Annotated in this window: 14 protein-coding genes; all 14 read left to right on the top strand. The window is 51.0% G+C overall.

Annotated features, from left to right (window positions below; translation table 11 throughout):
• The first annotated feature begins 4 nt into the window (after positions 1-4).
• The 14 genes from T458_RS31600 to ccsA all read left to right on the top strand — a co-directional run bounded on the left by T458_RS31600 (position 5) and on the right by ccsA (position 13091).
• On the top strand, positions 5-643 hold the full coding sequence (locus T458_RS31600) for a stage V sporulation protein SpoVABEA (RefSeq protein WP_023554491.1): 639 nt from the start codon (positions 5-7) through the stop codon (positions 641-643).
• On the top strand, positions 573-2042 hold the full coding sequence (locus tag T458_RS31595; RefSeq protein WP_023554490.1) for a spore germination protein: 1470 nt from the start codon (positions 573-575) through the stop codon (positions 2040-2042). Before T458_RS31600 ends, T458_RS31595 begins: the two co-directional genes overlap by 71 nt.
• Before the next feature lie 243 nt (positions 2043-2285).
• Positions 2286-3608, top strand: coding sequence for a diaminopimelate decarboxylase (gene lysA / locus T458_RS31590; protein WP_023554489.1), 1323 nt, complete (start codon positions 2286-2288; stop codon positions 3606-3608).
• Between the two features lie 139 nt (positions 3609-3747).
• Complete coding sequence (locus T458_RS31585) at positions 3748-4176, top strand: peptidylprolyl isomerase (protein WP_023554488.1); 429 nt, start codon at positions 3748-3750, stop codon at positions 4174-4176.
• Positions 4177-4289: 113 nt separating this feature from the next.
• Entirely contained in the window at positions 4290-4958 is a 669-nt protein-coding gene (locus T458_RS31580; RefSeq protein ID WP_023554487.1) for a site-2 protease family protein, read from the top strand.
• Between the two features lie 18 nt (positions 4959-4976).
• On the top strand, positions 4977-5747 hold the full coding sequence (locus T458_RS31575) for a segregation/condensation protein A (RefSeq protein WP_023554486.1): 771 nt from the start codon (positions 4977-4979) through the stop codon (positions 5745-5747).
• Positions 5737-6321 carry an SMC-Scp complex subunit ScpB gene (gene scpB, locus T458_RS31570; protein ID WP_023554485.1) on the top strand — a complete coding sequence of 195 codons (585 nt, stop codon included), beginning with the start codon at positions 5737-5739 and terminating at the stop codon, positions 6319-6321. The genes T458_RS31575 and scpB overlap by 11 nt, the downstream gene beginning before the upstream one ends.
• A gap of 92 nt (positions 6322-6413) precedes the next feature.
• Positions 6414-7589: a D-alanyl-D-alanine carboxypeptidase family protein gene (locus T458_RS31565; RefSeq protein ID WP_023554484.1), complete on the top strand. Its 1176-nt coding sequence runs from the start codon at positions 6414-6416 to the stop codon at positions 7587-7589.
• The gene (locus T458_RS31560; protein ID WP_023554483.1) at positions 7582-8172 is read left to right on the top strand and encodes a nucleoside recognition domain-containing protein; all 591 of its coding nucleotides are present in this window, start codon (positions 7582-7584) and stop codon (positions 8170-8172) included. The genes T458_RS31565 and T458_RS31560 overlap by 8 nt, the downstream gene beginning before the upstream one ends.
• Positions 8173-8184: 12 nt before the next feature.
• Positions 8185-8718, top strand: coding sequence for a spore maturation protein (locus T458_RS31555; RefSeq protein ID WP_023554482.1), 534 nt, complete (start codon positions 8185-8187; stop codon positions 8716-8718).
• 103 nt (positions 8719-8821) lie between these two features.
• On the top strand, positions 8822-9559 hold the full coding sequence (locus tag T458_RS31550; protein WP_023554481.1) for a pseudouridine synthase: 738 nt from the start codon (positions 8822-8824) through the stop codon (positions 9557-9559).
• A gap of 115 nt (positions 9560-9674) precedes the next feature.
• On the top strand, positions 9675-10199 hold the full coding sequence (gene resA, locus T458_RS31545; protein ID WP_023554480.1) for a thiol-disulfide oxidoreductase ResA: 525 nt from the start codon (positions 9675-9677) through the stop codon (positions 10197-10199).
• A 12-nt stretch (positions 10200-10211) separates the two neighbouring features.
• Positions 10212-11840 (top strand): cytochrome c biogenesis protein ResB, encoded by a 1629-nt coding sequence (gene resB, locus T458_RS31540; RefSeq protein ID WP_023554479.1) that lies wholly within the window; start codon positions 10212-10214, stop codon positions 11838-11840.
• Between the two features lie 21 nt (positions 11841-11861).
• Complete coding sequence (gene ccsA, locus T458_RS31535; protein ID WP_023554478.1) at positions 11862-13091, top strand: cytochrome c biogenesis protein CcsA; 1230 nt, start codon at positions 11862-11864, stop codon at positions 13089-13091.
• Positions 13092-13126: the final 35 nt, after the last annotated feature.

The raw sequence follows: 13126 nt of genomic DNA, 5'->3' as shown, positions 1-13126 counted from the left end.
GCATATGGCAGAACCACGAAGAAGAGTTATTCTCGTCACGGATGGCGACCATATTGCCCAGAAAGTAATCGAAGCGGTAGCGAAAGACTTGGGCGGGCGGTGCATCTCGCTGTCTGCAGGCAATCCGACGCCGCTAGATGGCAGCCAGATGGTCGAGCTGATAAAAATGACGCCCCATGATCCTGTACTGGTGATGTTTGACGACAACGGCAATTACGGCAGGGGTAAGGGCGAGCAAGCCATTGAATATTTGGTCAAGCATCCGGAGATCGAGGTGATCGGTGCGATTGCGGTTGCTTCCAATACCCGATGGGTCAGGGGAGCAACCGTCAAATACTCGATTGACAACCACGGGAGATTGGTGGAAGAGGCAGTGGATAAGGATGGGTATGCGGATGTCGATTTGGAGAATCGGATCTATGGCGATACCGTCGATGTTTTGAATTCCTTTCACATCCCCAATCTGATCGGGATTGGAGATATTGGAAAAATGGATGGCCGCGATAGTCTGCGCAAAGGCAGTCCTATTACCAAGAAAGCAGTGCAATGGATACTGGAAAGGAGCAAAGCAAATGACAGAGATCACGGAGAAGCGGCGTCCCATCTCGGAGAATCTGGAGGAAAACAAAACCTATCTCAATGACAAGCTTGGAGTCGGCAGCAGTTTCGACATCGGGGTCCACGATTTTTACGTTGGTGGCACACGCATCTTGATTTATTACATAAATGGCTTTGCTGACAGTCAGAACATCACGCAAATCATGCGTGATTTGAATGATTTGCGTGATCGCCATTTGCGGGATGAATTATTCGATTATCTCTACTATAAGTACATTCCCTTTTTTCAATTGGCCAAAGTAACAACGACAAATGAGTTTTTGGATAAACTGTTGGTCGGTCAAGTAGGGTTAATCATTGACAATTCTTCTGAAGCGATCCTGATGGATGCCAAAGTACTCCCAACCCGGAATCCCGAGGAACCGGACACGGAGCGGATTGTGCGGGGAGCGCATGATGGGTTTACCGAAACGCTGGTGACCAACGCCGTGCTGACCAGAAGACGAATTCGGGATGAGCGGCTCCGCTTTGAGATTATGCAAATCGGCGAACGGAGCAAGACGGATGTTTGCATCTGTTATATCAAGGACATAGCCAATCAGGACTTGGTAGAGACATTGAGGAATCGTCTGCAAAATATCCAAATTGACGGGATTCCGATGGCGGAAAAAACGGTAGAGGAATTTATCATCGGCAAGACGTTGAACCCGTTTCCGATGGTGAGGTATACAGAACGACCCGATGTGGCAGCGGTTCATCTCCTCGAGGGCCACGTGCTGATTTATGTAGACACATCACCAAGCGTGATGATTACCCCTGCCACGTATTTCCACCATGTCCAGCACGCCGAGGAGTACCGCCAGACTCCAGTCGTTGGCGCGTATCTGCGATGGGTACGTTTCTTGGGCATTTTTGCCTCTCTTATCCTCTTGCCGATCTGGTTGCTTTTGGTGATGCATCCAGCCATGATTCCAGAGCAATTGCATTTTCTCGGGATTAAAGACAAGGGGAGCATTCCGTTGTTAGCCCAATTTCTGCTTGCAGAGCTCGGCCTGGATCTGATGAGAATGGCAGCGATTCACACTCCATCCCCGCTGTCTGTCGCGATGGGCTTGCTAGCCGCTATTCTGGTTGGGGACGTTGCGATCAAGGTAGGACTGTTTACTCCTGAAGTGATCCTTTACTTGGCTGTAGCTGCTGTCGGGATGTTCGCGACGCCAAGCTATGAGCTGAGCTTGGCGAATCGACTCGTACGAATTTTCCTCATCCTGATGGTCGGCTTCTTCTCCACGACGGGATTGGTGCTTGGGGTATTGCTGGTATTGATCGGGTTGGCAGTGACGCGTTCGCTCGACACGCCCTATCTGTGGCCTCTGATCCCCTTTGATTACAAAGCGTTCAAGGATGTTGCCATCCGCATGGCAGTTCCCATGAAAAAGAAGCGCCCGAGTATTGTTCGCTCCCAAAATTCCTCCCGTCAATAATATTCTGACAACAGGCTCCAGCCACCCATTGTCAAATGCACAGCCATGTAGTACATTTTATGATAAGCCTGAAGGCATGGTACGGACATAACCGGATGATAGGATCGGTTTTTCAAACGAAATCGCTATGAAATAGAGGAAGTACAAGTTTTCTAGCGGTTTGCCGTTCACAATAGAAAAAGGCATGCGTGTGGCGATCTGGAATGGGTCCGAGTGACCTAGTTGGACTGGGGGAAACGGGTAATGTATTTACATGGGACAAGTAGAGTGAACGAGAAAGGGAATTTGGAGATTGGGGGATGTGATGTCACCCAATTGGCAGCTACCTATGGCACGCCACTGTATGTCTATGATGAAGCACTGATCCGCAGCAAGTGCAGGGCGTATATCGATGCGTTTCGCCAATCGGGATTTGCCTTTCAGGTAGCTTATGCGAGCAAGGCATTTTGCACGATGGCCATGTGCAAGCTGGTCGAAGAAGAAGGCATGTCGTTGGATGTCGTTTCGGGCGGGGAACTGTATACTGCCTTGCAGGCAGGCTTTCCTGCAGAACGAATCCATTTTCATGGAAACAACAAATCTATCGAAGAGATCCATATGGCCCTGGATGCCAAGATTGGTTGCTTCGTAGTAGACAATTTTTATGAGTTGGCTACGCTTGATGAGATTGCCCAAGAGCGAGACGAGAAAGTAGCGGTCTTGCTGCGTGTGACACCAGGGGTAGAGGCCCACACGCATGAGTACATTTCCACCGGACAAGTTGATTCCAAATTCGGCTTCGATGTGCAAAACGGTCAGGCATTGGAAGCAATCAAATACGCGCATGAAAGCAAGCAGCTTCATTTGCTCGGCGTACACAGCCATATCGGATCGCAGATCTTTGAAGCTGAGGGCTTTATCGTTGCGATCAAGCGGTTGATCGAACTGTTGGAAGAGGCGAGAGAGCAGCATGGATTTATCTCCGAGGTCCTCAATGTCGGCGGGGGCTTCGGCATCCGCTATGTAGAAAGCGATACACCGCTTACTGCAGAGACGTATATCAAGGCGATTACGGATACGGTGCGGGATGAGATGACTCAGCGACAGCTTCCTTTGCCAGAGCTGTGGATCGAGCCCGGCCGCAGTATCGTCGGGGATGCAGGGACCACCTTGTATCGCATCGGGTCCCACAAGCATATTCCGAATGTACGCAAATACGTGGCAGTCGATGGAGGGATGACAGACAATCTGCGTCCTGCCCTCTACCAGGCGGTATATGAAGCGGCGATCGCCAACAAAATGAACGCTCCTGCCACTGAGCAGGTGTCCATCGCAGGAAAATGCTGTGAATCCGGTGACATGCTGATCTGGGACGTGATGCTTCCAGAAGCGGACGCAGGCGATATTTTGGCGGTAACCAGTACTGGTGCCTACGGCTACTCCATGTCCAACAACTACAATCGCATTGCCCGTCCTGCTGTCGTGTTTGTGAAGGAAGGGGAAGCGGAGCTGGTCGTAAAGCGGGAGACGTACCAAGACGTCGTCAGCCACGATCTTTTGCCCAAGCGCGCCCAGTTGCAACGGTAGTACCACATACAAAAATCATGAGTGCCTCTGGAGTCGGAAATGACGAAAGGGGCATTTTCAAATTCCCGACAATTGGACGAATGCGTCTCTTGCATGATAGAATAGAATGGTTAACTTTATCAGGTCTGGAGGCTTACATATGAAAAAAGCGCTTATCACCATGGAGAATGGCAATCAAATCGAGCTGGAGCTGTTTGATCAGGAAGCTCCTGGCACCGTTGGCAACTTTGAAAAACTGGCGAATGAAGGTTTCTACAATGGATTGTCCTTCCACCGTGTGATTCCTGGCTTCGTAGCGCAAGGCGGTTGCCCGCATGGTACAGGAACAGGCGGTCCTGGCTACACCATCAAATGCGAGACAAAAGGCAACCCGCACAAGCATCTCCGTGGCGCGCTTTCGATGGCGCACGCTGGAAAAGACACAGGCGGCAGCCAATTCTTTATCTGCTATGATTCCTTCCCGCATCTCGACGGAGTACATACAGTGTTTGGCCGCGTGACTTCCGGCATGGAGCATGTGGATGCAATCAAACAAGGCGACAAAATGAGCACAGTAGTCGTATCGTAATTGTGACTTGTCAAAGACACTGGTGACATCGCGTCGCCAGTGTCTTTTTTAGGCTTGTAAGCCTATCTCCATGCTGTTATCTTAAAAGGTAGACGATTTTCGAGGAGGAGCCAATGGATCTTTTTCACTTTGAGTGGGAGACAGTGCCGTTTCGCTTGATCGCGTTCGTAATTGCCTTCTCCCTTCATGAATACGCCCATGCTTTTGTCGCATGGAAGCTTGGTGACAACACAGCCAAGGACGAGGGGAGACTTACCGTCAACCCGATCCCCCATATTGATCCGTTTGGGTTGATCTTGATTTTGTTCGGACCGTTTGGCTGGGCCAAGCCCGTACCGGTCAATCCGTTGAAATTCCGCGGCAACAAACGTCTTGGGATGGTCTATGTTTCCGTTGCGGGGCCGTTGGTTAACCTTGTGCTGGGCATATTGTTTGCTGTCATTTACCTCTATGTCCTCCAAGCGGGGATGCTCGCGGATACAAGTGACAAGTGGAATTACGCAATTAAATTGACATTGGAATACAGCGTCATTATCAACGCAGCGCTGTTTGTCTTTAACCTGTTGCCCGTCCCTCCGCTCGACGGTTACAAGATCTTGCGGTTTCTCTCCCCTAGGGGATGGGACCGTTTCTATTACAGCTATGAAATCTACGGACCTTGGATCTTGCTTTTGCTGATTTTTATTCCAGGTGTCCGCTCGGTCATATTTGGCATCCCGATGGCCTATGTCATCAATGGGGTGCAGGAGATTGCGTTCTCGATTTTACGTCCTTTCCTTTAACAGAAACGAGGGGTTATCTTGGCATACAGCATCAAACTGGACTCCTTCGAGGGGCCGCTCGACCTGTTGCTTCATCTGATCGACAAGGCGGAAGTGGACATCTACGACATCCCCGTGGCGGAAATCACCGAGCAGTATCTGGCGACGATCGATACCATGCACCAGATGCAGCTGGACGTGGCGAGTGAATTTGTCGTCATGGCTGCGACGCTTCTATCCATCAAAAGCAGAATGCTTCTCCCGAAAAAAGAAGAGCAAGTCTTTCAGCCGTATCTGGATATGGATGTGGAAGAGGTAGACCCGAGAGAGGAACTGGTTCAGCGGCTTCTGGAGTACAAGCGCTACAAGCTCCTTGCCGAACAGCTTCGGGAGATGGAGAGCGGCCGCAGTCAGGTCTTTACCCGGCCTGCAGAAAATCTGACGCCGTATATTCGAGAAGAAGAGAACACCGTGAAGGATGTCACGCTTTACGATCTGATTAGCGCGTTGGAGAAGATGGTAAAAAAAGCAAAGGAAAAAGAGCAGCCACTCACGAAAGTATCGCGGGACGAGATTTCGATCAAGGACCGGATGCAGGAGATCCGCCAGTTCGTCCGGGTTGGCGGCGGGATGGTCCGCTTTTCGCAGCTTTTCTCCAAAGAAGTGACGCGCTCGCAGATTGTCACGACCTTCCTTGCCCTCCTGGAATTGATGAAGGCCAAGGAGATTCAGTGCATTCAGAATCAGCTTTTTACAGATATCATGATTTGTGAGAACAATACGAAAGGGGTCCCCACCGATGGACTATGACAAGCTGAAGGGTGTCATTGAGGGCTTGTTGTTCATCTCGGGCGATGAAGGCCTCGCCGCCAAGGAGATCAGCGAGATCACCCAGGTGCCGGAAGATGAAATCATCGACCTGATCGAGGACATGAAAGCAGATTTTCGCCGTGCTGGTAGAGGCATTCAAATCGTGGAGGTGGCAAAAGCGTATCAATTGACCACTTTGCCGGAGCATGCCGAATACTTTGAACGGCTCGCCAGTTCCCCCAGCCAGTCCACGTTGTCGCAAGCGGCGTTGGAGACGTTGGCCATCATCGCGTACAAGCAGCCGCTCACTCGTACCGAAATCGAGGAGATTCGCGGTGTGAAATGCGAGAAGGCCTTGAATACGCTCATCTCGAAGCAATTGATCCGTGAAGCCGGGAGAGCGGAGGGAATCGGGCGACCGATCCTTTATGCGACAACGAAAGATTTTCTGGAGCATTTTGGATTGCGCGAGCTCTCCGATTTGCCTCCACCGCCTGTCAATCTGGACGTTGAAGAGGCCCGAATGGAGGCTTCCGCATTGTTCGGAAAAGCAGATGAGACGAGAAACGACTAGATGCTGTTGACTTTTTCGTACTAACCCCTGACTCGTCCCCATATACTTGGTACAAACCTTGTGATCTGTACTTTGGAATGGGGAGGATGTGGATGAGGGTGCGGAAACGTTTATGCGGCGTGCTCGTCGTTTTTCTTTTTATACAGCTCCTTTTGCTGCCTGTTGCGGAAGTCAGGGCAAATGCCGGACCTCCTAACATATCCGCAGAGAGTGCCGCTTTGATCGACGTGGCGAGCGGGCGCATACTCTATTCCAAAAATGGCGACAAGAAAATGCGAATTGCCAGTCTGACCAAAACCATGACGGCCATTGTGGCGATTGAAATGGGACAGCTAAAGGACGAGGTAACGGTTCCGCCGGAAGCAGTAGGAGTGGAGGGCTCCTCGATCTATCTGAAAAAGAACGAGAAGCTGACACTGGAAGAGCTGCTTTACGGACTCATGCTGCGCTCGGGGAATGACGCTGCTGTGACCGTAGCGACACATGTAGGGGGATCGGTTCCGGGTTTTGTCTACCTGATGAATGAAAAGGCAGCTCTGATCGGGATGACGCATACCAATTTCACCAATCCACACGGCTTGGATGACAGCAACATGCATTACTCCACTGCCGAGGATATGGCCTTGTTGTCGGCATACGCTCTGAGGAATCCTGTATTTCGGCAGATTGTCTCCACCAAGGTGAAGGACATCTCCTGGGAAGGGGAGGAGTACAATAGGCGTCTTCTCAACAAGAATAAGCTCCTTCATTTGTACAATGGCGCGGATGGGGTAAAGACGGGATATACCAAACTGGCGAAGCGCTGCCTGGCTTCATCGGCGACAAGAGACGGCAGACAACTGGCGGCGATTACATTGAACGCGCCTGATGACTGGAATGATTCGGCCGAGATGCTGGATTGGGGCTTCCGTCATTTCGCCATGAAGGAATTCGTCCAGTACGGGGAAACCATCCAACCAGAGCCTGCGGTCACGTTAAAAGAAGGGGTTCAGCTCGTTACCACGAATGCGTTTCGCTACCCCCTCAAGCCAGAGGAAATTCCTGATGTAACAAAACGGATGGTGATGAGTGAATCAGTCGTGACAGAAAAGATGAATGGGCAAATCATCGGGTTCCTGCAGTTCCATTTCCGGGATCAGATGATCGGTCAGGTTCCATTGAAAGTGCAGGTCGATACCCCGACTTGGGCAAATACCAACGAGGATACAGGGGCTGATTTCTGGCAGCAGTTCTGGAATCTGATGGCAGGAGGGCTGTTCCGTGCTTAACATCATCTGGCTTGTGCTGATCGTGAGCAGCATTATCGTTGCGGCGGTCACTGGGCGCATGGAGGCGATGAATCAGGCAGCCTTTGCGGGTGCGAAAGCAGGTGTCACAGTCTGTTTCGGGCTTCTCAGCGTATTGGCATTCTGGATGGGCATCATGCGTATAGCGGAAAAAACGGGCTTGATGGAGCTAGTCGCACGTGCGTTGTCTCCGGTCATCTCGCTGCTCTTTCCTGACATCCCGAAAGGACATCCGGCAATGGGCTATATCATGTCCAATATGAGCGCGAATCTGCTCGGGCTGGGGAATGCAGCTACACCGATGGGCCTGAAAGCGATGGAGGAACTGCAAAAATTAAATCCTGACAAGCAGCAGGCATCACCGGCGATGTGCACACTGCTTGCGATCAACACAGCGAGCATTACGCTCATTCCTACGACGATGATTGCCATACGGATGCAATACGGATCGGCCAATCCAGTGGAGATTGTCGGGACAACGCTGCTGTCCTCGTTTGCTGCAACGTTTGTCGCCATTGTGATTGACCGTTGGTATCGTTATCGCACGAACAGACGCTACAGGTAAGGGGGGAGCCGCATGTACCAATGGGTGTCCCTGATCTCGCTCTGGGCGATTCCCGTCATGATCGCGTTTGTCCTTTTATATGGTTGGAAAAAGCGGGTTCCGGTCTACGAGACGTTTGTCGAGGGGGCGAAAGGCGGTTTTGGCACGACGATCCGGATTCTGCCTCATCTGATCGCGATGATGGTAGCGGTGACGATGTTTCGTGAATCGGGAGCTTTGGGCTTGCTGCTCGGACTGATCAAGCCGATACTCGACTTCCTCCATTTTCCTGAAGAACTGCTGCCGCTCGCTCTCCTGCGCCCGTTGACGGGTACTGGCTCGCTCGCCATTGCGACGGACTTGATCGCGCAGTATGGTCCGGACTCTTTTTTAGGCCGTTTGGCAGCCACCATGCAAGGGAGCACGGATACGACGCTGTACGTCCTGACGGTTTACTTCGGAGCGGTAGGGATCCGAAATTCCTCGTATGCCTTGAAAGTGGGCCTGTTGTCCGATTTGGCGGGTGTCATCTTTTCGCTTCTCGTGGTTTACCTCGTATTTGGTTGAAAGAAACCGATGTGGGAAAAACTTCCGAACACAGGGGAAGTTTTTCCCTTTTTGTTGTCCACACTGGTAAGAATGGGTATGATGTTGGAGAGGTGATCCAAGAATGGAACGTTTGCAAAAAGTAATGGCACATGCCGGAATCGCCTCTCGTCGCCATTGTGAAGAATTGATCATGCAAGGCAAAGTGCAGGTGAACGGCCAAGTCGTTCGAGAACTGGGAACGAAAGTGGATCCGACCAAAGACAAGATTCTCGTGGAAGGGCGTCCGATTCGTACAGAGCAGCATGTCTATCTGATGTTGAACAAACCCACCGGGGTCATTACGAGTGTCTCCGACCCCCGCGGCAGACGGGTTGTGACGGATTTGCTCAGGGGCTTAAAAGAACGGGTATACCCGGTAGGCAGACTGGATTACAATACCTCCGGACTCTTGCTTTTGACAAATGATGGGGAGTTGGCGAACAAGCTCGCGCATCCCAGCTATGAGATTGACAAGGTGTACCGCGCTTGGGTTAAGGGCGTACCTACTGCAGACAAGCTGGGAATGCTGGCCCGAGGAATCATGCTGGAGGATGGAATGACCTCTCCGGGAGAAGCGAGACTGCTGAAGCGTGATCAGGGAAGGGCTTTGTTGGAGATTACGATTCACGAAGGGCGCAACAGGCAGGTAAGACGCATGTGTGAGGCGATTGGCCATCCGGTCCTGGAACTGGAACGTGTTCGGCTTGGATTTTTGACGCTGGAGGGACTCGCCACGGGTCAGTTTCGTCCTTTGACAAGCGAGGAGGTTTCCAGACTGAAGCAGGGACTGGTGCAAAACCGCAAGCGAAGGGCGCGGTAGAGGTATTCGTTCAAAATCTGTTCATAAGTTATGCGCTGAATAAAATGAAGCAACGCTATAATAGAGAGGTAGTAAGCGGTTTCGATATGAAAAGTAGTAGATGGGAGATCGGGCAATGAACAAAAAGAATCGCATTTATGTACGCGTTGCCATTTTGGGACTGCTGCTGGTAGCGCTTGTTTTTGCTCTTTATTCCAGCTTCGTTAAAGACCCGAATGCTGTAAAGGTAGGGAGTACTGCTCCCAATTTTAGCTTGGAGCAATTGAATGGCCCGGAGATGTCACTTAGTGATTTGAAGGGAAAAGGCGTCGTATTGAACTTTTGGGGCACCTGGTGTGAACCATGTAAAGCCGAAATGCCGGCCTTGCAGCAAAAATACGAGGCTCTCAAAGACAAGGGATTGGTTGTCGTAGGCGTAAATATTGGCGAGGCACCGGTTACGGTTGAGCCGTTTGTCAAGCAAATGGGGGTCAATTTCCCAATTTTGCTGGATCGCAATTCGCAAATTACCAAGCTCTACCGGATCGGACCAATTCCGACTACCTTTTTCGTTTCACCTGACGGAAAGGTGGAAGAAATTTTTATAGGTCAAATGAACGAAGCCATGATTGAGTCCAAAGTGGCGAAAATTTTGCCGTAAGAGAGGATCGATATGGATCAGCGAAAATGTGAATGTGGACATACGAACCCGGTCGGGACGCTGCTCTGCGAATCTTGCGGCAAGCCGTTGGAACTGGATTTGACAGACAAAGCCGCGTTTCCTGACATGCGTTATGAAGGAATGGCTCGCCGCTCGCAGACCTATACGACAACAATAGTGGACCGGATTTGGAATACCTTTTCTTCCGTAAAAGTGGCCATCTGGATCATCGTTGTCATACTGGTTGCGTCAGGAGTGGGGACGATTTTTCCCCAGCAGCAATACATACCGGTGCCCGTGCCGACAGAATTGGATGTAGAGCGGTTCTACACCGATACCTACGGAATTTTGGGGACCATATTCTATCAGTTAGGCTTTCATAATATGTATTCCTCCTGGTGGTTCGTCCTGCTGCTCGTACTGCTCGGCGCATCTTTGATCATCTGCAGCCTGGATCGTGTGATTCCACTGTATAAAGCATTGAACAAACCGCGGCTCAACCAGCACAAATCCTTTTTAAAAGGACAAAAGCTGTACGCGGAAACGAAACAGCCAATGGACCGCAGCGCGGAAGAGATTCTGGCTCAATCAGCAGAAGCCTTGAAGAAAAAGGGCTATTACCTTTTTCAAACTGATCGTGCCTTGCTGGCGGAAAAGGGGCGTTTCAGTCGATGGGGCCCCTACGTGAACCACATCGGATTGATTCTTTTTCTGATCGGCGTGTTAATGCGCAGTCTGCCAGGCTTTCATTTGGACGAGTATGTATGGGTCAGAGAAGGGGAAACGGTCCCCATCCCAGAGACTCCTTACTATGTGAAAAATCTGGGCTTCAAGGTCGAGTATTACTCCGAGGATGAGATGGTGCAGAAGCTGGATCTCAAGGGCGGTGTGATTGCGAAGAGCTACCAGACGGATGCGATCCTGTACCTGAACCGAAACGCAGATACGCCTGGGGCCAAACCGGATTTGGTGGAAGTGCAGAGCGGTCCGATTATCGTGAACCATCCGATGAAGTATGAAGACATCTACCTTTATCAATCCGGTTATCAGGAGATGAAGCTGGGGGCACTCAATTTCACGCTGATTGATCTGAAAAACGGTGATAAAGAAGTAGGCCCGATCAAGCTGGATCTGTACAACCCTCAGGAAGAGATCCAGGTGGCAGACGGCATGAAGGTTCGCATCCTCGACTACTTCCCGGATTTTGCGATGGGGAAAGACGGAAAGCCAATCACTCAAACCAATTTGCCCAAAAATCCGATGTTCGCATTGGAGGTACTCGATGAAAGAGACGCGATCAACGAGAAACTGGTCTACTTGCAAGGGTCGATTCTGACACAAAAGGACAACCCGAGATACGGGTTGAAGATCGAGATGCCGGATCTGGTGGACATCTCCGGATTGAACGTTCGCACGGATAAAGCTTTGCCGCTGATTTTCTTTGGATCGTTTGTCTTCATGATCGGAGTCTCGATGGGCTTTTTCTGGCAGCACCGTCGAATCTGGGTGCAGTTGCAGGAAGGAAATGTGCTGATTGCCGGACATACCAACAAAAACTGGTTTGGCCTGCGCAAGGAAGTACAAGGAATGGTGGAACAGACGAACCTCTCAGTGACTCTGGAGGATAAAACGAAGGCATAAGCTTCTAGGAGGGCGAACAACGTGCAGCTTTACCAAATCAGTGATTTGTTATTGGATATCGCGTTTTTCCTGTACGTGCTCTCGTCCGTAGTATTTATCGTCGCCATGACGGGAAAGAACTGGGCGGGGCGCGACCCCAAGCAACACGAGATGCGCTTTGGCCGAATCGCGTATTGGATGGCAGTGGTTGGCTTTATCGCACAGACGGGCTATGTGATCACGCGCTGGGTCGCTGGAGGACATAGTCCAACCAGCAACATGTTTGAGTTCATGGCATTTTTTGATTACTGCATCATTCTTGCCTACTTGATTATTTACCGAATCTACAAAATGACCGTGATCGGTGCCTTTGTGCTTCCGCTCGGTGTCATCATGCTGGCGTACTCATACGTGTTTCCGAAAGAAATTACGCCCTTGATCCCATCCCTGCAAAGCTATTGGCTGCATATTCACGTGACAACCGCAGCGTTGGGAGAAGGGATCCTGGCGGTAGGCTTTGCTGCCGGACTGATGTACCTGATCCTGACGATTCCGCAGAAGGTAGCGACCAAAAGCACAAGATGGCTGGAGGTTGTACTGGCGGTGGTCCTGATGCTCGTCGGTTTCATCCTTATGGAGTCCACATTTGCCAGAATGGATCAGAGAACGGTTTTTGAATTGACAGAACAAACGACAACACCGACCGGGCAGGTAGCGCCTACCAAAGTGGAGTATACGATGCCGGCGATTGTCGCTCCGGCGAATGCCAAGCTGATCCAGGAAGGTCCGATGTCACCATGGTTTACGGCGCCTGAGTGGATGGAAGGCAAGGACGCTGCCCGCAAGCTGAATACCATGATCTGGTCCGTCTTGTCCGGGCTCGTGCTATACGGCGGCCTGCGCCTGATCTTCCGCAAAAGACTGGCAGCAGCCATCCAGCCTTCCCTGGAAGGAATTGATCCTGAGCTTGTCGATGAGATCAGCTATCGGGCGATCAGTATCGGCTACCCTGTCTTTACGCTGGGAGCATTGATCTTCGCCATGATCTGGGCTCACGAAGCATGGGGCCGCTTCTGGGGCTGGGACCCGAAAGAAGTATGGGCATTGATCGTATGGCTGTTCTACAGCGCCTATCTCCACCTGCGTTTGTCGCGCGGCTGGATCGGTGCAAAATCAGCCTGGATGTCTGTCATCGGATTTGTTATCATTTTAATCACATTAGTCGTTGTGAATCTGGTGATTGCTGGCCTGCACTCTTACGCAGGTGTGTAACATACCAAAAAAGCTGGTTTTACCGCCAGCTTTTT

It is taken from the genome of Brevibacillus panacihumi W25 (assembly GCF_000503775.1).
GTDB lineage: Bacteria > Bacillota > Bacilli > Brevibacillales > Brevibacillaceae > Brevibacillus > Brevibacillus panacihumi_A.
This window is presented reverse-complemented; position numbering and strand designations above follow the sequence as displayed.

What these genes read in the sequence shown, in the direction of transcription:
- lysA (WP_023554489.1), top strand. Translation starts at nt 2,286, where the DNA reads ATGTATTTACATGGGACAAGTAGAGTGAACGAGAAAGGGAATTTGGAG.
- T458_RS31580 (WP_023554487.1), top strand. Translation starts at nt 4,290, where the DNA reads ATGGATCTTTTTCACTTTGAGTGGGAGACAGTGCCGTTTCGCTTGATC.
- T458_RS31550 (WP_023554481.1), top strand. Translation starts at nt 8,822, where the DNA reads ATGGAACGTTTGCAAAAAGTAATGGCACATGCCGGAATCGCCTCTCGT.
- resA (WP_023554480.1), top strand. Translation starts at nt 9,675, where the DNA reads ATGAACAAAAAGAATCGCATTTATGTACGCGTTGCCATTTTGGGACTG.
- scpB (WP_023554485.1), top strand. Translation starts at nt 5,737, where the DNA reads ATGGACTATGACAAGCTGAAGGGTGTCATTGAGGGCTTGTTGTTCATC.
- T458_RS31585 (WP_023554488.1), top strand. Translation starts at nt 3,748, where the DNA reads ATGAAAAAAGCGCTTATCACCATGGAGAATGGCAATCAAATCGAGCTG.
- resB (WP_023554479.1), top strand. Translation starts at nt 10,212, where the DNA reads ATGGATCAGCGAAAATGTGAATGTGGACATACGAACCCGGTCGGGACG.
- T458_RS31565 (WP_023554484.1), top strand. Translation starts at nt 6,414, where the DNA reads ATGAGGGTGCGGAAACGTTTATGCGGCGTGCTCGTCGTTTTTCTTTTT.
- T458_RS31595 (WP_023554490.1), top strand. Translation starts at nt 573, where the DNA reads ATGACAGAGATCACGGAGAAGCGGCGTCCCATCTCGGAGAATCTGGAG.
- T458_RS31555 (WP_023554482.1), top strand. Translation starts at nt 8,185, where the DNA reads ATGTACCAATGGGTGTCCCTGATCTCGCTCTGGGCGATTCCCGTCATG.
- T458_RS31600 (WP_023554491.1), top strand. Translation starts at nt 5, where the DNA reads ATGGCAGAACCACGAAGAAGAGTTATTCTCGTCACGGATGGCGACCAT.